Raw genomic sequence first — 19,600 nt, 5'->3', positions numbered from 1 at the left:
CGCCATCAGGACGGGGCGGTTTTAGGGTAAACGGCGTATGGCAACGGTACGTTTACAGCCCGGCAACGGCCCCAAGGGGGTAGCAACCGCTTATGCAGCCGCGAAGGCCAGTGAGCGCCCCAGCCGCAGCACTGCCGTCAAAAAAAATCACGCTGCACCGCCGCAATTTATATCCCCGCAACTGGCGACGCTGGTGACCGCCCCGCCCGAGGGCGAAGAGTGGGTGCACGAAATCAAATACGACGGCTATCGCGCCGTGGCCGCCATCGGCGGTGAGACGTGCCACATCTACACACGCTCAGGCCAGGACTGGACGCACAAGTTCCAGTCGATCGCAACGGCACTGCTGAGCCTGCGTGTGAGCAGCGCGCTGCTGGACGGCGAGATCGTTGCGCTGGACCCCGAGGGTCGCTCGCGCTTTCAGCTGCTGCAGAACGGCCTGCGCCAGAGCCACGCTCCGCTGACGTACTATGTGTTCGATCTGCTCGAACTCGACGGCAAGGATCTGCGCGCCGAACCGTTGCGCGAACGCAAAGAGATTCTGCGCAAACTGCTCAAGGGCGCACCCGATGCGATCCGCTACAGCGCCGACATAGCCGGCCATGGCCAAGATGTACTGAGCGAATGCTGCCGGCTCGGACTTGAAGGCATCATCTCCAAACGTGCCGACAAGCCTTATGTCTCGGCGCGCTCCATGGGATGGCTGAAATCAAAATGCCTCGGCAACGACGAGTTCGTGATCGGCGGCTATCGCGTCTCCGACAAGAAGGGCCGTCCATTCGCTTCGCTGCTGCTGGGCGAGTTTGTCGATGGCGAATTGCATTATCGCGGCCGCGTCGGCACCGGCTTCGACACGGCGATGCTGGATCAGCTCGGCGCGAAGCTGCACCGCCTGGAACGCAAGACCAGCCCGTTCGTAGACGCTCCGCGGGAAGTGCTGCGCGATGCTCGCTGGGTGAAGCCGGAACTTGTGGCGCAGATTGCGTTTACTGAGAGAACCGCCGACGGCATTCTGCGCCATCCGGCTTTTCTTGGCCTGCGCGGTGACAAACCCGCCAGAGAGGTGCAAACGCCAATGGCTCGATCAGCGACACAGGCTGCGGTTAAAAAGACTCCCGCCACAAAGGCGCCAGCGAAAAAAGATCCGCCAACGAAGCGACCCCCGCAGAAGGCGCCGGGCCGGAAAACCACGCCCATCAAAGCGCCGCGCAAATCCAGCGTGAAAGACGCGCCGGAATCGACTGACGGCAGCATAGCCGGTGTGAAACTTACGCATCCCCAACGCGTGCTGTTTCCAGATGAAGGCATCACCAAGCTGGATCTCGCCGCGTACTTTTTTGCCGCCAGCGGACGGATGCTGCCCTTTGTGCAGGAGCGCCCGCTCAGCATCGTACGCTGCCCCGAAGGCGTCGCCGATCAGTGCTTCTTCCAGAAGCACACGAAAAAGGGCCTGCCCGGCGCGCTAAAATCCGTTCCGGTTACGGAGAGTGACGGGACCACGGCGCAATATCTGATGCTTGACGATGCGGCGGGTCTGGTTGCGGTGGCGCAAATCGGCGGCATCGAAATTCATCCATGGGGTGCCACGGCCGACGATCTTGAGCACGCCGAACGCCTGATATTCGATCTCGATCCGGACCCGAGCGTGCCGTTCAGCGCTGTGGCGGAAGCTGCTATCGACATCCGCAAACTGTTACAGACCGCGGGGCTGACGAGCTTTGCGTTGCTGACCGGCGGCAAAGGCGTTCACGTCATCGCGCCGTTGGATCAAAGCCAGGACTGGGAAACGGTGAAGGGCTTTGCACGCGGGTTTGCGACCAAACTGGCCGACAGCGAACCGCAGCGCTTCACGGCGACGATGTCGAAGGCGAAACGGCGCGGGCGCATTTTCATCGATTGGCTGCGCAACGAGCGCGGTGCCACCGCCATCGCGCCTTACTCGCCCCGTGCGCGTGCCACCGCCAGCGTGGCGGCGCCGGTGACGTGGAGCGAGCTGCTGAAAATCGATGCAGCGAATGCCTTCAGCATTCCGACCATGTTGCAGCGGCTGCAAAAGAACAGCGATCCGTGGGCGAAATATACCACCACGCGGCAGCACATTTCAGAGCAGGCGCTGAGTTTCTTTGCCTGATACCGCTTCACGCTGGCCTGCAACCGGCACGGCAATTTCAGCCTGGGCTGCATGATCATCACCCGACGCAAGCCGCTCGCTACTTGTGACATTCGCTGCAGTTTTTACCATCACCGCGCCTGACTGCACGCGCTGGCTTTGTCCCGGAGCAACACGGCCGACGTGCTCGGTTTTCTCCCAGTAGTGCGGTGCCCATAGCAGCTCCAGCAACGCGCGATGCGCCGCGAACGAGATCAGCAGCCAATAGGCCGGCATCATCAGCGCATGGGCTGCAAGATCGAGACGGGAGCGCCGAGCCGCGGCCACGGTGCCAAGCGCAATGGCGCTGACATAGCCAACGCACAGGTTCAGCAAACCAACGCCGAGCAATGTCTGCCCAACTGCGCCTTGCGGCAAGGTGAGCATGCGTCCAGACCAGAGCTCGAACGCGAGCAGCAGATAGAACCACGGGTGCACCAGCGCGGAGAGGATCATGCCGCCCATCAGCACCTGAAAGCCTGCGAAGCGACGGGCACCCAGCTCACGCCACAGCACGCGAGGCTCGCGCATGTGGACGCCATAGGTTTGCATCCAGCCTTTCAGCCAGCGCGTGCGCTGCCCTTTCCAGACGCGGAACGTGGTCGGTGCTTCCTCCCAGGTGGTCGAAGGTATCACGCCGACATCCCAGCCACGGCGGGCAAGACGCATGCCGAGATCGGCATCTTCGGTTACGTTGTATGGATCCCAGCCGCCGACATCGTCGAGCACATGGCGCGGGAAATGGTTGGACGTGCCGCCCAATGGAACGGGCAGACGCAGGCGGTCGAGCGTCGGCAGGATGGCATCGAACAGCGCGGTGTATTCGATGGTGAACTGGCGCGAGAACCAGCTCAGGTTTGAATTGTGAATGTTGAGACGCGCCTGCACGCATCCAAGACGCTCGCCACCGTTCTGGAGCGCTGACAACGCGCGGCGCAGCTGATCAGGCTCGGGCTCGTCCTCGGCATCGTAGACGACGACATAAGCGCCCTTGGCAAACTGCAGCGCATACTGCGTCGCGCGCGGCTTGGTGCGCGGTTCACCGCCCGGCACGACAACGATCTGCATATGCGGATCAAGCTTGGCACGCCGCAACGCCACCTGCGTGTCTAAATCGACCTCTTCGGCGATCAGCATTATTTCCAGCCGATCGGCCGGATAGTCGAGCGCGCGCAGGGCGGCGACGAGGCCGGGAATGACCGCCGTCTCGCGGAACAGCGGCACCAGAATGGTATAGAGCGGAAGCTCACCATCCGCCGGAGGCAACGGCAGCGCCTGGACGGGCCGATGCAGGCACACATGCGCCAGCGCGGCGACACGGACGGCGACCACGCACACAAACGGCACCAGCATGATTGCCAGCAGCGCATAAAGCGTCGCTTCCGGCGCGAAAATCGCGCCTGTCGAGGCGATCACCAGCATGACAAGCAGCGCCAAGCTTTGCCACGGCCAGAGGCCATAACAGGCCGAGTATGCGGGATTTTTCTGTTTCAGTGCATCGACGGCCGTGCGCAGATGCCGACGACGGGTCGCCTGCAAAGCTTCAGCATCCGCTTCAGCCCGGGTCCCCACACGCGCGCTATCGCCGGTGGTTGATCCACCGCTTTTTCTGGTCGAATTACTCAGCACAACGGCCCTCCCCCCGGTGAGCCAGACGCCATCTTGCCATAGTATGGCGTTTCACCATAGTGAGCGCGACTCAAAGTGGAGCCCCCGGCCTATGCTCATGGTTAACCCCCCGGCACTTCATCTGGCAGCGATGCTGCGTGCGGTGGCGGCTGGCATCTTCGCTTTGATAGCTGTGCTGCTGTGGCTGCCTGCCGGCGCGCAGGCGCAGGAGGAGCCGGATGCCACCAAGGATGTGCCGGTGGCCGGCGAGAGCGACGGGACCTCGCGCCGTGTCGTCGTGCGTTTCCTTACCGAAGGCGATTTCCCGCCATTCAATTTCTACGATGAGGATGGGTCGCTGGCCGGCTTCAATGTGGATCTGGCGCGCGCGATCTGCTCGGAACTGAACACGGCCTGCGATATCAAAGTGCGTCCGTGGGGCGAGCTGCTGCTGGCGCTGCGGCGTGGCGATGCCGACGCGGTGATCGCCTCGCATGCGGTGACACCGCAGGCGCTGACCGAGGTGGACTTCAGCGACCGCTATTTCCAGATGCCGGGACGCTTTGCAGGACCGAAGTCGGCGGAGCAAACTGAGATCAGCCCGGAAACGCTGGAGAGCAAGCGCATCGGCGTGGCGCGCAATTCTCCGCACGAAGCGTTTGTGCGCACGTTCTTCCGGTCCAGCGCCGTGCGGCCGTTTGAAAACCCCGATCTGGCGCGCGATGCGCTGCTGCAGGGTCAGGTGGACTACATCTTCGATGACTCCGTGAGCCTCGTGTTCTGGCTGCACGGCACCGCATCCAAGCGCTGCTGCGAGCTGAAGGGCGGGCCATACCTGGAGCCGAAGTTTTTCGGCGATGGCATGGCGATTGCGGTTCCCAAGACCGACTCCCAGATCAAGGCGATGCTGAACGGGGCACTGGCCAGACTGCGAGCCGACGGACGGCTGGAAGAGATCACCGAGCGCTATTTCCCGGTGAAGATTTTCTAAGGGCGTGAGAGCCTCGCAGGCGGGCGCCGCGGGATGCGCCGGCGTAGTGCAAGCCCGGTCCCCTGCGGGTGCCGCGATCGCCCCCCAACCAAGCAACGGCGAGCCTCAGCGGTTAATTTCAACCCTGATTAACCGCATTGCCTGCGGCATCGGCGCGACTGTCACAATACTGCAAACTGAATCCGGTCATTGGAGCCATCCAAGCGCAAGCAACCTTGCTGCTGAAAAGGATGGACAATGGTCCAATACCGCACACTGTTCATTTCCGACGTCCACCTCGGGACGCGCGCGTCTCAGGCGGATTTGCTCCTAGACTTTCTCCGCGAGACCGAAGCCGACACGATCTATCTGGTCGGCGATATCGTCGATTTCTGGCGCATCCGGCGCGGTCCGATCTGGCCGCAGGCGCACAACGACGTGCTGCAGAAGCTGCTGCGCAAGGCGCGCAAGGGCACGCGCGTCATCTTCATTCCCGGCAATCACGACGAAGGTTTGCGCCCGTATTGCGGTCAGCACTTCGGCGGCATCGAGATCGAGCATCAGACGGTGCACGTGACGGCCGATGGCAAGCGCTATCTGGTGCTGCACGGCGATGAGTTCGACGTCGTGGTGCGTTACGCGCGCTGGCTGGCGTTTCTGGGCGACCGCGGTTACGAGTTCGCGCTGTGGCTCAACCATCCGCTGAACTTTATCCGTCGCCGCTTCGGGCTGGGATATTGGTCGCTCTCAGCGCATTTGAAGCTGCGCGTTAAGACGGCGGTGAACTTCATCGGCGAGTTTGAGAAGTCGCTTTCGGATGAAGCGCGGCGGCACGGTGTTGACGGCGTGATCTGCGGTCATATCCACCACGCTGCCTCGCGTCAGATGGACGGCGTGCACTATCTCAACACGGGCGACTGGGTTGAGAGCTGCACGGCGATCGGCGAAACCGAAGACGGCCGCATGGAGCTGATCCGCTGGCACGACGTTGTGAAGGCCCGCGATCAATCCATCACCAAGCAGTTGACCAAAGCCCTGCAGGTGGCGTGATGCGCATTCTCACTGCGTCGGACGCTTGGCACCCCCAGGTGAACGGCGTAGTGCGCACCTACGAGCGTTTGTCGATCGAGCTCGCCGCGCTCGGCGTTGAGATGACCGTCGTAGGGCCGGAGGAATTCCGCACGCTGCCGTGCCCTACCTATCCCGAAATACGCTTGGCAATGCCGGGCATGAAACGGTTCGCGCAGCGCTTCGAAGCGTTGAAGCCCGACGCGGTGCACATCGCTACCGAAGGCCCGATCGGCTGGATGGCGCGGCGCTACTGCCTGAAGCGCGGCATACGCTTCACAACCAGCTTCCACACGCGTTTTCCGCAGTATCTCAGTCAACGCTTTGCCGTTCCGGAAAACTGGACGCTGTCGCTGCTGCGTCGGTTTCACAATGCCGGAGCGGGATTGATGGTGGCGACGCCGTCTTTAGCGCGCGAGCTTGAGGCCAGCGGCTTTGAGCACGTAATGCCCTGGACGCGCGGCGTCGATACCGATCTGTTTCATCCGCGCGACATTCGGCTGTTCGGCGATGGACCGGTGTTTCTCTATGTCGGGCGCGTCTCGACAGAGAAGAACATCGGCGCGTTTCTCAATCTCGACCTGCCCGGCCGCAAGGTGGTTGTGGGCGGGGGACCGCAGCTTGATGAGCTGCGCGCGCGTTATCCCGACGCGACATTCACCGGCAAACGCACCGGCGAAGAGCTGGCGCAGTGCTACGCGTCAGCGGATGTGTTCGTGTTCCCCAGCCGTACCGACACGTTCGGCATCGTTCTGCTGGAAGCGATGGCATCGGGTCTGCCGGTGGCGGCGTTACCGGTTTGCGGACCGCGCGACATCGTCATCGATGGTGTGAGCGGTATTCTGTCGGAAGACCTGCGTGCTGCGGCATTAGCCGCGCTGCGGCTGGACCGCGATATCGTGCGCGCCAGCGCGGCGCATTACAGTTGGGAGAACGCAGCGCGGCTGTTTCTGGCCAACATCACAGATGCGTGCCTGACCGGCGAAGCACGGGCGTGCGCACGGCGCAATCTGCCGTCGCCAATGGCGGCATCGCGAGCTCCGATCCGGCAGCAGCCACGCGCGACGCATTGAGTTTTTCTTTTCTTAGCGCCAGCGACTCCGCTGCGCGGAGCCGGCCGCTGGCGCATGATTGTCTTCTCGCGCCAGCGACTCCGCTGCGCGGAGCCGGCCGCTGGCGCATGATTGGGGGGTAGCTAGCGGTGCGCTATTGAGCTTCGCGTTTCTCGGCCGCGAACTCTGCCTCAAGATTCTTTTCCATCTCGACCAGATCCTGCGGCAACGGCATACCGAAAGCCTTCAGCTCGTTCAGCTTTTCCGTCAGCTGCAGATAAAGCTCGTGCCGATCGGTCGGCTCGTTCTGCATTTGCGTGAACAACAAACCGACTTCCGCCTTCAACGCTTCAAATGCCATTTACGGTTCCTCGCCGTTCAAGCCTCAACAGGTATCCACGAACATAGATGGCAACGGTTACTGACTATTCCACCGGGAAGTCGAAATAAGTGTTCGGATAGGGCTCGTTGCGCAGCGTGTAATGCCACCACTCGCTATAAAGGTTGCGGAAGCCACACGCCGACATGGCGTCGCGCAGAATGGTGCGGTTCTGGCGTTGTACGTCGCTGACCTTCTGCGATCGCGTATGCGACAGCGTTGAAAAACAATCGAAGCCCGTTCCCATATCGACGCTGCCGTCATCGGTGCGTTTGCCGCTGTTGGAATCGCAGGCGCGCACGACGCTGTCGCCAGCCTCAAACGGAACATCATGCGTTGCCAGCGGCACGATGGAGAGATCGACGGTGCTGCCGCGGCTGTGGCCGGAGCGCGATGAAATGAAACTGTCGCGGAACAGGTTGCGCTTATCGACTTCTGGATAATACGCCTGTTTCATCTTCTGGTCGCGCAGATTGCGCCCCCAGTTGACAAAGGCATTCACCGCCCGCTGCGGACGATAGCAATCATAGACCTTGATGGCATAGCCGCGCGGGCGCAGCACATCCGCCGCGCATTGCAGCGCCTTGGCGGCGCGGTGCGTAAGCAGACAGCGCGCGCCGTTGTAGCCGGGGATCGGCCTGCCGACAAAATTCTGCGCGGTGACATAACGCATTTCGACGACGAGATCAGGGATGAGCGATTGAGCGTCGACGAACGACTTGTGCGGCGATTTGTATTCAGCAACGGCGGAATCGGTGCTGAACACCAGACCAGCAACGCACATTGCCAGCAGCAATGCGCAGCGCGCAGCATCCAGCACGTTGTGCTGACGCGCCATCATCAGCCGGCTTTCTGATAGGTGCCGACGATCTGCGCTTCCGCCAGCACATGTCCCTGCATCGCCGCCAGCAGCTCCGCCTTGGTTGGCCGATCGAGATGCGAAAGCGTTGTATCCAGAGCGTAGAGCTTGAAGAAGTAACGGTGGCGGCCGATCGGCGGACACGGGCCGCCATACCCGGTGCGCTTCCAGTCGTTGAGGCCATCTTTCGCGCCAGCCGGCAACGACGTGACGCCTTCGGGCAGCCCCGGCGTATCGGGCGGCAGATCGAACAGCACCCAATGCACGTATGTCATTTTCGGCGCAGCGGGATCGGGCGCATCGGGATCATCGACGATCAACGCCAGGCTCTTCGCCTCGCCGGGTACGCCGGAGAATGTCAGCGCAGGTGATAGATCGCGGCCCTCGCAGGTGAAGGCGGCCGGAATTTCGCCGCCATCCTGAAACGCCGGAGCTGAGATGCCGAGTGCCATGGCCGCTCTCCCTTGTGCGCGTGACGTCAATCGCTGCCGATGCGGCGCGGCTTAAAACAGGTTCAAGCCGGGGGGCAGCGCAATGCCGCCGGTGACTTCCTGCATCTTCTCCTGCATCGCGGCGTCGAGCTTACCCTTGGCATCGGCCGATGCAGCGACGATGAGATCTTCAAGGATTTCGACCTCGTCGGGCTTGGCCAGACTTGGATCGATCTGCACGCGGCGCACGTCGCCCTTGCCAGACAAGGTGATCTTGACGAGGCCACCACCCGACTGGCCTTCGATTTCCATCAACGCCAGCTCTTCCTGCATTTTCTGCACGCGAGCCTGCATCTGGCCCACCTGCTTCATCATGCCCATCAGGTCTTTCATCTCGCCTAGCTCCGCTGAGAAAAATTGTTATCCGGTGCGCGACTTGTTCTGCTCGCTGCGCGGCAACGGCCGGATGTTCGATATTTTTGCGTCCGGGAAATGCCCAAACACCGCCTTCACGGCCGGATGGGATTTAAGCGCTTCGATCTCGGCTGCCTCACGCTCGCGATTGACCTCGCCAACGGGACGCGCACCCTTTTCGCGCGACAGTACGACAACCCATTTGCGGCCCGTCCAGGCGTTCAGCTTTTCGCGCAGTTCGTTGGCGATCTGGGGCGGCGCGCCGGGCAACAGGAACAAATCAATCGCGCCGGAATTGGCATCGAACTTCACCAGACTGACGCGATCTTCAAGGTTCATCTTCAGCATCATGTCGCGGCGTTCGCCGACAAGAGCAATGACGTCCTCGAACGAGCGCGGATCGGCGGCAGGCACGGCTACGGGCGCTGCGTTCTGATCGTCCATCAGCGCGTTGAGCGAAGCGTCATATTCGGCATCGAAACCGTCGTCGTCGCCGAAGCCGCCATCGTCCTCGAACGGGATCGGCCGGTCGGCGGGCGAGAGCGGCGCGCGCGCAGGCGCGGGCGCATGATCAACGTGCGCACTGGAGGCCGATGACGGCTCCAGAATTTCGCGCGCCGTTGGCGTGAACGGTTCGGAGCGCGGCGGCATTGCGGCGCTGTTGAGCGGCGCATCGCGTGATGGCGCAGAACCGGCTTGCGCTGCGGACCGTGACGAACGCGCCAACGCGCCCTCGCCGCCCAGCATGCGGATGAGTTCATCCGGGGAGGGCAGATCGGCGGTGTAGGCGAGGCGGATCAGCAGCATTTCAGCGGCGGCGCGCGGATTGGCGGCACGGCCAACCTCATCGCCGCCCTGCAGCAACATCTGCCAGGCGCGCGACAGCAGCGGCGTCGAAAGGCGCTCAGCCAGAGCAGCAGCGCGGCGGCGCTCCTCGGCGCTCAGGCCGTCGCTGCCGGCATCGGCGCCTACGGCCTTGATGCGCGTTGCGGTGTGCACCGCCTCGGCCAGATCGGCGACAAGCTGCACCGGATCGGCACCGTCGCGGTGCATGTTATCCAGCGCCAGCAGCGCGGCTTTGGCGTCGCCTCGGAACACATGCTCCAGCAGGTCGAAGATGCGGCCGCGATCGGCTAAGCCCAGCATGGCGCGCACGGCTTCAACGCCGACGTTGCCCTGCCCCATGGCAATCGCCTGATCGAGCAGCGACAGGCCATCGCGCACCGAACCTTCAGCGGCGCGGGAAATCAGCCCCAGCGCGTCGGGCTCGGCGGTGGCGCCTTCCTTGGTGACGATGCCGGTGAAGTGCGCGGCCAGCTCCGGCACGTCGACGCGGCGCAGATCGAAGCGCTGCGTGCGCGACAGCACCGTGACCGGAACCTTGCGGATCTCGGTGGTGGCGAAGATGAACTTCACATGCTCGGGCGGTTCTTCCAGCGTCTTCAGAAGGGCGTTGAACGCGCCCTTCGACAGCATGTGAACCTCGTCGATGATGAAAACCTTGGTGCGGGCGATGATCGGCTTGTAGCGCGCGCTTTCGATGAGCTCGCGGATGTTGTCGACGCCAGTGTTGGAGGCGGCGTCCATCTCGATCACGTCCGGGTGGCGGCTCTCGATGATCTCGGCGCAATGCTTGCCCAGCACCGGCATGTCGAAGGTGGGCGCAGTGACGGTGTCGGTTTCATAGTTGAGGGCGCGAGCGACGATGCGCGCGGTGGTTGTCTTGCCGACGCCGCGCACGCCGGTGAGCATGTAGGCCTGGGCGATGCGGCCCGATGCGAAGGCGTTGCGCAACGTGCGCACCATCGCCTCCTGGCCGATCAGATCCTCGAAGCTTTGCGGACGATACTTGCGGGCGAGCACCACATAGGGCTTCGCCGCCGCCTGCGCCTGATCCGAACCTTGGGAATTATTGCCGGCCATGTCTCTACCTTTGGTCCGCATGGGCCATTGCAGCGAATGAGCCATGGGAGCAAGGCGACCGTCCCGGCGCAGCCGAGCTAGCTCGGATGACAGGTCGCGCCCTCGCGGAGGGCAGCTCGTCGCACAGCGGCAAGCGATCGGCCCGTGAGCAGAAATAATAGAGGAGGCTGACGAACGACCCGCGTCCTAATCGTTAGGGCTGCTTCCTTCCGGACCTGACCCGGTTGGCGAGGGATGCGCCCGCCGCCAACCTCCCGCGCTGATTATGGCTGCTGCCGCCTCCGCTTACAAGCCTTCAGGCTCCTCTCCCCAACTTCTTCCACGCCGCACCCCATGGGCCGCCATGGGCCGTCATTTTTCGGGCTTAGGCTTGCGGCAGAAAGACCGGTGGCGATCGCCACTGACACCGGCCTGAGCGCGACTGGACCGGATCGGGCAACCGGAATTGACTCCGCCCGCAGGCCAATTAGGCTCGCGGACGCGATTATGTTGGGGGACCAATTGCATATGAAGTACTTTGCGTCGCTCTGTGCCAGCGTAGTGGCGGCCATTACGGCTGCCGCGTTTCCGACCATGGCTATGGCTGCCTGCCCCAATGGCGACGACCTGGACCTCCAGCTCCGCGACAAGGAGATTCAGCGCCATCTTATTCTGTCAGGCTTCCTGGCCGCCGAAATCGGCCGCGCCAACGAAAAGATGCTGCGCGAGGCCATCGTCGATTTCCGCACCGCCAACGCGCTGCCCGGCGGCGAAGACGCGGTGCTGACCGAGGGCGAATGCGCCAGCCTGAAGCACAACAACGATGCGGTCTATAAGTTCATCGGCTTCAAGCAGGTCATCAATCCGGTCAACAACCTGAAGATGACATTCCCGGCCGGACTGCTGCCGCCGGAGCCCAAGCCCTCAACCGCGACCTGGCAGGAATACGATCACCCCGGCCAAAGCCGCGTCGCCATCGATGTGTTCCGCGTCTCCAGCCGCGAATCTTCCACCAGCTCATTTACGCGCGGGTTCCAGGCCTACAACGCGCTGACGCTGACCTATCTGCACAACTCCGGCTCCGAGGTGATTGCGGAGGGCGCCGGCAACCGCTGGGGCAACCGCTATTACTTCCACAACATGAACTTCGAATATCAGGGCGGCCAGCGCGGCATTTACATCCGCTTCGACATGCGCCCGCCGGCGAATTTTGTGCCGCCGCCGGAAATTCTGGCCGCCGCGAAGCTTGAGAAGATCCAGAAGCAGATCGCCAAACTGTTCACCGCCGGACTGGCTGGCGCACGCGCGCCAACGGAGACCGAAGTTGCATGGTCACTGATCGCGCGGGCCGTGTTCAACATCGTCGCGTCGGATTTCTACGATCAGAACGGCTGGCAGGAGCTGACGACGCGAGAGTGCGTGTTCGGCCCGCAGCGTCGCGCCCGGCGTGGTGGTGTGCGCGTGGTGTTCGCAACGACGCGCGCCATCGCCGACCCCAAGGGCGACATGACGACCATGTTTGCCAACGCGCCGAGCGACAAGCTCACCATCGGCTGCATCCAGGTGAACCCGCGCATGTCGCTGTCGAGCGGCAATAACACCTACCGCGGCGCATGGCAGGGCGGCGCGCGGGCGGCCAACGCACGCATCAAACTGCTGACCGATCCGATTGACCGCAGCACGGAAAATTATGTGCGTCTGGTCGATACCGCCGCAGCGGAAGATGCAACGCACGCGCTGCTGGTCATCCACGGCTACAATAACTCGTTCTACGAGGCGTTGCAGGCCACAGCGCAGATCGCGGGCGGCGCCGACTACAAGGGCCGCGTTTATATGTTCTCGTGGCCCAGCGTCCGCAGCCCGCTGCGCTATCTGCAGGATGCTGACAACGCCGAGGAAGCCGAGGGCTCACTGCAGGCGTTCATCGCCGCCATCCTGCGCGACAACAACATCCGCACGCTCGATATTGTCGCCCATTCCATGGGCTCACAGAAGCTGATGCGTGTGATGGGCTCGATCCGCTCGATCCTCGACGGCCGCCGTCAGGATGAAGGCACCCTGCGGCTCGGTCAGGTTGTGTTCGCCGCGCCTGACGTCTCAGCGTCCGTGTTCAACACCAAGATCAACACCTGGGCCAAGCTGGCCGAGCGGGTGACGATCTACACATCCGGCGGCGACTGGGTGCTGTGGCTGTCATCGCTACTGCGCGGCCTGAACGACCGCGCAGGTGGCCACGTGCCGTGGGGAGAGCCGCTGTATGTGAACGCCAGCAACGTCTATGTCATCGACAAGACACCGCCGAAGTATGACTTCTGGAAGTTCTTCACCTACACCCACTCCGATTACGTGGACGACAAGGTCATCCTGAATGACATCCAGGCCGTCATCACCGGCAAGCCTTCGGGCGATCCGAGCAAGCGCGATCCGGAAGGCAAGCTGTTTACCGCCAAGCCTTACGTCGGCGTTTCAAACAAGAAGTACTGGGAAGCCAACCCGGAAGGCTTGCTGGCCGACGCGAAGGAAAAGGTGAAGGAAGGTTTCGACCGCAAGCTGCCGCCGCCGCGCTTCCGCCCACCCGCGCCCGCAGCCGAAACACCGGCCGCTGCTCCGACCGCAACAGGCACTGTGCCGTAATCGACGACACATCGCCAGTCGGCGCGATGCACTGATCTGAAAAAGCCCGGACCGACTGCGATCGGCCCGGGCTTTTTATTTTCAAGTGGCCGACGTGCGTATCGGCAAACGCCGGCAAACAACTTTTGCAAGCGCAATGGAGATCTTCAAAAAGCGGGAGCGCCAACGATGGTTTTGTCGCCGTTCGAAGAACTTCGAATTGTGGCTCGCAATCGCGCGAACGGACGCTCAATTGTCCAGACTAACGTGAACGACAGAACCGCTGTTGCGAACACCGCCGCAAGCCACCACCATATCGAAGGCGCAACGTTTGCGCCCATCGTCAGGCAGACGAACAGCGGAATGGAGTGAGCCAAATACACCGGATACGAAAGCTGTCCGCCTAGTGTGTCCCAGCGCGAGCGCATCGGCCGGCGCTTCGCCAACAGGAAGAACACGATCAACGTCGCAATCAGCAGCATCGCCTGCCCGGATAAATTGCGATCGAAACCGAGAACTTCATGCTGCGGTGACCGCGTCAAGGTTTCCAGCACGACGCCGACAACTGCCGCAATCGCGAGGCCGACATTGCCCAGGTTCGGCGTCTTCACGATGTAATAAAGCGCGGCACCAAGCACAAAGAAGGGTGCAACACGAAACGTTGGAAAACCGAACAGACCGGTGGTGATTTCGACGTACGCAGCGACCAGCGCAAGAACACCGAAGACAAAACCTACACGCCCGTAGCTGGACCTAATCAACATCGCCAGCAGACAGATCAGGCAGGCGACAACGTAAAACATAACCTCGGTACGAACCGCCCACACAAACGGCACAAAGATGAATTCCGGCGGGGCGATTTTGTTGGTCAGCGGAACAACGGCGATAAAATTCTTGGCCGCGTTGGCGAGAGACAGCGCCGCCACTGACGACGCCTGATTGCCATTGTGATCGACGAGGCTGTAGCTTGACAGCAGCACGGGCAGGATCAGCAGCGCAATGATCACCACCGCCAGATATGTCGGCGCGATCCGATTGATGCGATTAAGCATGAATGCACCCGGCCGGCGCGCATAGTGCACATCTATCGCATTTGAGATCACATACCCCGAAATCGCGAAGAACACGCACACGGCAATGGTGCCGATTTCGAAAGCTTCGAGCGTTGCTTGCTCGACGCGCAGTTTCTCAAAATGCATCCACAGTACTGACGCGGCCAGAACAAGCCGGAAGGCGCCAAACCCATTAACGCTGGCAGACACGTAACTTCCCCCGATCTTACGGGCGGGGAGCCTAGCAACAGCACAAGCGCCTGATGAAAATAGTGTGCGGATTAATTAACCGCGCCGCTCGCCGGGATTTCGATGGTCCTGTATGGCGTTGCCGTCGACGCTGCGCCCAGCCCTGACCGGACACCAGCCGCGGCGCCCAACCAATGCCTAGTTTCGGTTGCATTCCGACGATCTTGAAGCTCATATCCTTTTGGTTGTTGTTTATCGCTGCCAATTTTACTGATCTATTTTTTTAGCGTCGAGATACATGCCTATTTTTATTGTCGCCCTCGGCTTTGACCCAGTCGTCAACGCGCCCCTATTCCTGGCAGCCTTGCCAAGGCAGGCCCGCATCGGCTGCCGCTCGTCGCGCTCCGCCCGGCAGCTTGTTGAGGCATGCGCCCCCCGCTGCATCACTGGCACACCTACGTTGGCCGCGTGTCACCGCGGCAGCAGAACGGCAATCGAATAGTGCTGTCTTTTTCTCCGCCCCGAAATCTCCTGTTCTGGGGATGCAGTTTTGTCCTGCTGGCCGCGCTTCTCATTGGTGGCGCGTCACGGCCGGGCCTGGCCTCCGACCTGATCCTGCAGCTGATATCGATTCCCCTGCTGGCGTTGGCGCCGTGGCAGTGGTCGCCTGCGCCGGCAGTAAATTCGCAGCGCTGGATCAACTTCGTTCCGATGCTTGCGCTGACACTGCTGGCCGCTGTTACAGCCGCACAACTGATCCCGCTGCCGCCGGAAGTATGGCAGGCATTGCCGGGCCGAGAAACAATCGCCGAGACCTATCGGACGCTCGGCGTCGAACTCCCCTGGCGGCCGCTCAGTGTTGCGCCATCGGACACCTATGCCAGCCTGCTGTCGCTGGCGGTTCCGGCGTCGATCTTTCTGGCCGTTTGCCAACTCGATGCGCCGCAGCGCAGGACATTGACGCTCATTGTGCTTGCCGTGGCGGCGGTATCCGTTGTGCTGGGGCTGACGCAGATCGCATTTGGCAGCGGCGGCGCCATCCGCTTTTACGCCTTCAGCAACGAGAACGAAGCGACCGGCTTCTTCGCCAACCGCAACCACTACGCCGCGCTGCTGTACTGCGCTTTTCTGCTGAGTGCCGTGTGGGCGGGCGAAGCGCACCAGCGCTTCATTGCCTTCGGCCGCAAGCGCCCGTTTTATGTCGCGATGCTGGCTGGCGCGCTGGTGCTCATGCTGGCTCTGCTGGCCGCCCAGTCGATGGCCCGCTCCCGCGCGGGGCTGCTGCTCGCAATTGTCGCCATGATCGGTGTGCTGGCGTTGGCGTTCATGGCCCCGCGTCAGGCACAAAGCCGCGTTTCCATCACCAAAATTCTCGCTACCGTCTTTGCTGTCGCCAGCGTGCTGGGCGCACAGTTCGCGCTCTATCGCATTATTCAGCGTTTCGACTCCGATCCATTGCAGGATGCGCGCGTGCATTTTGCCCAGACGACGGCTGACGTGGGCTACACACTCATGCCGTTCGGCGCCGGATTGGGTTCATTCGAAGCGCTCTACGGCGTTTACGAGAAGGTTGAAAACCTGCTGCCCAATACCTTCGCGAACAGGGCTCACAACGATCTGCTCGAATTCTGGCTGGAACTGGGGCTGTTTGCCGTGATCATTCTGGCGGCGTTCGGCATCTGGCTCGGTATGCGCGCGGTTGCGGTGTGGCGGCCTGCAGATGAATATTCTCTCGATACATCCTTGATGCGCGCGGCGGTTCTTATTGTCGGCCTGCTCATGCTGCATTCGCTGGTCGATTACCCGCTTCGCACCGGAGCGATGGCTGCCGTTTTCGCGTTGGCCTGCGGCCTGCTGATGCCGCCCCCGCGATCGTCAGGCGACCTAGCGGTACCTGCCAGAACGGCCGATGTGCGGGCTCCGGCGACGCGGCATCAACGCTCTGTCGAGACGGCTGCAAAGCGGCCTTTCCCGTTGGCGCCGGAACACCGCGCCAAAGTCTCCGCTGAAGCGCTGTCACCGCGCGCCGAGATGCCCAAAGACACCAAATCCAGCGGCACCGGCGCGCGCACCTGGCAATCGCCGGAAGGCTGGCCGGACGAGTGGAAAAAGCGCGACCGCGACAGCTGACGGGCGGCGCCGTGGTCGTGCTTGATGGCCGCTGGCTGGCGGTTGGTGAGTTAGTGAATTGGTGAGTTGGCGATGATCTGCCCGCGCGGCTGTCGCTGCCCCAGATCGGCGCGATGCTCCTCGTCGGTGCTCCATCCGCATGCGGATTTCCTGCTCCGACGCGCCAATGGCAACGCAGCCTGACAAGGTCAGCTGCACAGCCGCCGTTCCGGAGCTTCGCCAGAGCAATCCATCCGGGCGCGGTCGATCTCGACACTGCCACGGCGGACGACGACGACGCCTAAGCCACCCAGCTGGCCCAGCAAACAAGCAGCCGCGCAAAAGCCTTTACAGCAGCAGCAGGAAGCTCGCCGTGCTCGGCAGAATGCGCAGCAAATTCTGATATACGGTTTTTGTGCTCGACGTGTTCACCACGATCAGATCGCCATCACGAATATCGGGGTCGGCTGTCTTGCCGCCGCGGATGTCATCGAGATCGAAGCGCGCCACCGACTTCTGACCGCCGCCCTGCCGGAACACAACGATCTCGGTGTCCGCCAACTCGGTGAGGCCTTCAGCAATCGAGATGAACTGCAGCAGCGATGCGCGATCGCGGATCGGATACACGCCCGGCTTCTTGACGGCGCCTTCGATCGTAACGCGACGGCTGTTGTATTCCTTCACGAACACCGTCACCTGCGGTGATTGCAGATATTTGTCACCCAGTTTCCGCGTCAGTTCCTGCTCAAGATCGCGCGCTGTCTTGCCAGCGGCATCCACCTCACCGACCAGCGGCAGGTTGATGCTGCCGGCATCGGCCACCTGCACGCTGCGCGACAGCTCAGGAACCTTGAATACTGAAATTTCGAGCACGTCCTGCGGGCCAACCTTGTAGCCACTGCTGCCCGGTGTTGCCGAGGCCATCAGCCGATCGACCCCTTCAACGCGCACAGGCGAATCGCTCAGCGCGGGGGAGCCCACCGTTGAGCCACCGGCCGCGGCGGCGCCGGCCGGATCTGCGAATGAGGCCGATACCGATTGCGGGGACACATCCCCGCCAAGGCTTGCCGTAGCCCCGTCGCCCATAGATGCGCCACAGCCTGCGGCGAGCACACTAGCCAGCAGGAGAAACATTAGACAAAACAAATTGGTAGGCAATATGCGGAGCCAACGAAATGGCATAATCTAATACTCCCAGACCGGAACAAAATGAGTCCCGGCAACAATTATCCGGCAGGAAACAACACAAGACGACTACCCGTCAACGGCGAAAAGTTCCGCAGGTGCTCGCCCCGGCAGTATTGTCGACACCCGATTGCCCGGCGGCCACACGGACGGACAATCACACCCCTAACCGTCATAAGGCGGAACAAAAAAGCCAGCCAGCACACGCTCGGCCACGCCGTTACAGCTCACGCCGGCCTCAGCTATTAGTCTTCGTCCTCCTGGCGGCGGATCTTCAATGCGTCATACCAAACGTGACCGGAGATCAGCTCCTCAGACGCCGAACGGGCATCCAGCACGAGCCGGATCTCCTGCGCGGCACAGCCTTCTGCCGGCACTTCGAATTCGGCTTCAAACGGAGCCCAGCCAGGCTCGCGCGCGAGGAACATCGGGCTTTCCGCGATAACCTGGTTCGTTGGCAGACACCGCATCCGCCAGACCATTCCCCTGCGCCCTGAAAGCTCGCCTTGCAGGCGGCCGGAAAGCTTATATCGCCCACCCGATAGAACAGTGATCTGGCTCACGCCGGGAAACTTGGCGCGCCCGGCGCCAAACTCAAGATAGAGCGCCCGATTGCCGTCGGCATCAATACGCTCGACCGTGTCGATGCTGACCCCGCTCCCGCCTGCAATCGTCCAGTCAAACGGTGCACCGCTCGGTTCGATATCGAAACTGCCGTTGGTCAGAAACCCAACCTCGGCAAGTTGTTCCTTGTCGATGAACTGTAGCCACACATAGTAGGCGAAGCTATAGAGCCGCTTTTCTATGAGAAAACGCAGATAGCCGTTGATCTCCTGCGGCGTCGCCGGAGCTTCAGTTTCCCTGAGCACGGTCATTAACACCAGCGGCGTGCGCGCATCATGGATATGCCGGACGACACCACGGAAAAAATTTGCGCGCCAGCGCGGCTCGCCCGCCAGCAGCTCGATGAGCCGTTTCTGCGCTTCAGTAGCCGGGAACGGTTCCCCCGATGATCGCTCGGCAACGTATGCCAGCACCGGAAACAACTGATTGCCCGTTTGCGGCCGTTTGCGCAGCAGAACGTCTGTATACCGCAGCGCCGCGTCGGCATCCTCCCGCATCATTGCGTCACGGATCAGCCAGACGAGCGCGTCTGTCGATCCGGCTGACCGATTGACGGCGGCGCGCATGTAAATGTCGGCGAGCTTGCTGTCGCCATCAAGCTCGGCCAAACGCCCGATAATTTCAAAGGCACGTGCGCTTAATGGCTTAGTTTGCAGCGCACGCTTCAGGTCGGCCGTCATCTGCTCGCGATCGTCAGCCGTTAAAGGGCGCTCCAATTTTGGACTAATCGCCAGCCGACCGATCTCGGACCATTTCAAAAGCTCCGGTTTCTCGACCTGACCCGGCTCGGCGCCATCGCCATCGCTGCGACGCAGCTTTTCATCTGACAGCGCGATCAGCGCCGTTGCATCGGAAGCGTTGAACGTCAACGCCGTCTCGGGCGCAACGGTCGCCAGATAAGCGGGCAGTTGGTGCGCAAACCAGATGTAGAACGCGAACCCCGCAAGCAGGATGTCGGCCACACTGCGACCGGTTAAAAGTCTGGTTGGCTGAGGC

15 protein-coding genes and 1 other RNA gene are annotated in these 19,600 nt (G+C 62.0%); 6 read left to right on the top strand and 10 right to left on the bottom strand.

The window, feature by feature from the left end:
• Positions 1-37: 37 nt before the first annotated feature.
• Entirely contained in the window at positions 38-2,131 is a 2,094-nt protein-coding gene (gene ligD / locus C6Y62_RS06870; protein WP_173953313.1) for a DNA ligase D, read from the top strand.
• Here the strand turns inward: ligD and C6Y62_RS06865 are convergent.
• Positions 2,102-3,778, bottom strand: coding sequence for a glycosyltransferase (locus C6Y62_RS06865; RefSeq protein WP_173953312.1), 1,677 nt, complete (start codon positions 3,776-3,778; stop codon positions 2,102-2,104). The genes ligD and C6Y62_RS06865 overlap by 30 nt on opposite strands.
• Before the next feature lie 91 nt (positions 3,779-3,869).
• Here C6Y62_RS06865 and C6Y62_RS06860 point away from each other — a divergent pair, with 91 nt between their 5' ends.
• The 3 genes from C6Y62_RS06860 (at position 3,870) to C6Y62_RS06850 (ending at position 6,868) form a co-directional block, all read left to right on the top strand.
• Complete coding sequence (locus tag C6Y62_RS06860) at positions 3,870-4,748, top strand: transporter substrate-binding domain-containing protein (protein ID WP_246274440.1); 879 nt, start codon at positions 3,870-3,872, stop codon at positions 4,746-4,748.
• Between the two features lie 237 nt (positions 4,749-4,985).
• Positions 4,986-5,777, top strand: coding sequence for a UDP-2,3-diacylglucosamine diphosphatase (locus C6Y62_RS06855; protein ID WP_173953311.1), 792 nt, complete (start codon positions 4,986-4,988; stop codon positions 5,775-5,777).
• Positions 5,777-6,868: a glycosyltransferase family 4 protein gene (locus C6Y62_RS06850; protein WP_173953310.1), complete on the top strand. Its 1,092-nt coding sequence runs from the start codon at positions 5,777-5,779 to the stop codon at positions 6,866-6,868. The genes C6Y62_RS06855 and C6Y62_RS06850 overlap by 1 nt, the downstream gene beginning before the upstream one ends.
• Positions 6,869-7,001: 133 nt before the next feature.
• Here the strand turns inward: C6Y62_RS06850 and C6Y62_RS06845 are convergent, their stop codons facing one another.
• The 6 genes from C6Y62_RS06845 to ffs form a co-directional block, all read right to left on the bottom strand.
• On the bottom strand, positions 7,002-7,208 hold the full coding sequence (locus C6Y62_RS06845) for a hypothetical protein (RefSeq protein ID WP_068463449.1): 207 nt from the start codon (positions 7,206-7,208) through the stop codon (positions 7,002-7,004).
• A 64-nt stretch (positions 7,209-7,272) separates the two neighbouring features.
• Positions 7,273-8,067: a M15 family metallopeptidase gene (locus tag C6Y62_RS06840; protein ID WP_173953309.1), complete on the bottom strand. Its 795-nt coding sequence runs from the start codon at positions 8,065-8,067 to the stop codon at positions 7,273-7,275.
• Entirely contained in the window at positions 8,067-8,537 is a 471-nt protein-coding gene (locus tag C6Y62_RS06835) for a YbhB/YbcL family Raf kinase inhibitor-like protein (RefSeq protein WP_173953308.1), read from the bottom strand. The genes C6Y62_RS06840 and C6Y62_RS06835 overlap by 1 nt, the downstream gene beginning before the upstream one ends.
• Before the next feature lie 51 nt (positions 8,538-8,588).
• Positions 8,589-8,909, bottom strand: a complete 321-nt coding sequence (locus C6Y62_RS06830; protein WP_173953307.1) for a YbaB/EbfC family nucleoid-associated protein — start codon at positions 8,907-8,909, stop codon at positions 8,589-8,591.
• Between the two features lie 27 nt (positions 8,910-8,936).
• Positions 8,937-10,853: a DNA polymerase III subunit gamma/tau gene (locus C6Y62_RS06825; RefSeq protein WP_173953306.1), complete on the bottom strand. Its 1,917-nt coding sequence runs from the start codon at positions 10,851-10,853 to the stop codon at positions 8,937-8,939.
• 159 nt (positions 10,854-11,012) lie between these two features.
• Positions 11,013-11,108, bottom strand: an RNA gene (ffs, locus tag C6Y62_RS06820) — signal recognition particle sRNA small type.
• Positions 11,109-11,360: 252 nt separating this feature from the next.
• Here ffs and C6Y62_RS06815 point away from each other — a divergent pair.
• A complete protein-coding gene (locus C6Y62_RS06815; RefSeq protein WP_173953305.1) occupies positions 11,361-13,466 on the top strand; it encodes an alpha/beta hydrolase in 2,106 nt (701 codons plus the stop codon).
• A gap of 146 nt (positions 13,467-13,612) precedes the next feature.
• On the opposite strand, the gene C6Y62_RS06810 is transcribed toward C6Y62_RS06815, so the two are convergent.
• A complete protein-coding gene (locus C6Y62_RS06810) occupies positions 13,613-14,707 on the bottom strand; it encodes an acyltransferase family protein (protein ID WP_173953304.1) in 1,095 nt (364 codons plus the stop codon).
• Positions 14,708-15,112: 405 nt separating this feature from the next.
• On the opposite strand from C6Y62_RS06810, the gene C6Y62_RS06805 reads away from it, so the two are divergent.
• A complete protein-coding gene (locus C6Y62_RS06805; protein WP_173953303.1) occupies positions 15,113-16,816 on the top strand; it encodes an O-antigen ligase family protein in 1,704 nt (567 codons plus the stop codon).
• A 327-nt stretch (positions 16,817-17,143) separates the two neighbouring features.
• On the opposite strand, the gene C6Y62_RS06800 is transcribed toward C6Y62_RS06805, so the two are convergent.
• Together C6Y62_RS06800 and C6Y62_RS06795 are read right to left on the bottom strand one after the other, a co-directional pair.
• A complete protein-coding gene (locus tag C6Y62_RS06800) occupies positions 17,144-17,881 on the bottom strand; it encodes a polysaccharide biosynthesis/export family protein (protein ID WP_246274439.1) in 738 nt (245 codons plus the stop codon).
• 344 nt (positions 17,882-18,225) lie between these two features.
• Positions 18,226-19,566: a tetratricopeptide repeat protein gene (locus C6Y62_RS06795; protein ID WP_173953301.1), complete on the bottom strand. Its 1,341-nt coding sequence runs from the start codon at positions 19,564-19,566 to the stop codon at positions 18,226-18,228.
• Between the last annotated feature and the right edge of the window lie 34 nt (positions 19,567-19,600).

Source organism: Hyphomicrobium sulfonivorans (assembly GCF_013306565.1).
Classification (GTDB): Bacteria; Pseudomonadota; Alphaproteobacteria; order Rhizobiales; family Hyphomicrobiaceae; genus Hyphomicrobium_A; species Hyphomicrobium_A sulfonivorans.
The sequence above is the reverse complement of the archived record's forward strand: the minus strand, read 5'-3'. Positions and strand labels throughout refer to the sequence as shown.

What these genes read in the sequence shown, in the direction of transcription:
- ligD (WP_173953313.1), top strand. Translation starts at nt 38, where the DNA reads ATGGCAACGGTACGTTTACAGCCCGGCAACGGCCCCAAGGGGGTAGCA.
- C6Y62_RS06860 (WP_246274440.1), top strand. Translation starts at nt 3,870, where the DNA reads ATGCTCATGGTTAACCCCCCGGCACTTCATCTGGCAGCGATGCTGCGT.
- C6Y62_RS06855 (WP_173953311.1), top strand. Translation starts at nt 4,986, where the DNA reads ATGGTCCAATACCGCACACTGTTCATTTCCGACGTCCACCTCGGGACG.
- C6Y62_RS06850 (WP_173953310.1), top strand. Translation starts at nt 5,777, where the DNA reads ATGCGCATTCTCACTGCGTCGGACGCTTGGCACCCCCAGGTGAACGGC.
- C6Y62_RS06845 (WP_068463449.1), bottom strand. Translation starts at nt 7,208, where the DNA reads ATGGCATTTGAAGCGTTGAAGGCGGAAGTCGGTTTGTTGTTCACGCAA.
- C6Y62_RS06840 (WP_173953309.1), bottom strand. Translation starts at nt 8,067, where the DNA reads ATGATGGCGCGTCAGCACAACGTGCTGGATGCTGCGCGCTGCGCATTG.
- C6Y62_RS06835 (WP_173953308.1), bottom strand. Translation starts at nt 8,537, where the DNA reads ATGGCACTCGGCATCTCAGCTCCGGCGTTTCAGGATGGCGGCGAAATT.
- C6Y62_RS06830 (WP_173953307.1), bottom strand. Translation starts at nt 8,909, where the DNA reads ATGAAAGACCTGATGGGCATGATGAAGCAGGTGGGCCAGATGCAGGCT.
- C6Y62_RS06825 (WP_173953306.1), bottom strand. Translation starts at nt 10,853, where the DNA reads ATGGCCGGCAATAATTCCCAAGGTTCGGATCAGGCGCAGGCGGCGGCG.
- C6Y62_RS06815 (WP_173953305.1), top strand. Translation starts at nt 11,361, where the DNA reads ATGAAGTACTTTGCGTCGCTCTGTGCCAGCGTAGTGGCGGCCATTACG.
- C6Y62_RS06805 (WP_173953303.1), top strand. Translation starts at nt 15,113, where the DNA reads ATGCGCCCCCCGCTGCATCACTGGCACACCTACGTTGGCCGCGTGTCA.
- C6Y62_RS06800 (WP_246274439.1), bottom strand. Translation starts at nt 17,881, where the DNA reads ATGGGCGACGGGGCTACGGCAAGCCTTGGCGGGGATGTGTCCCCGCAA.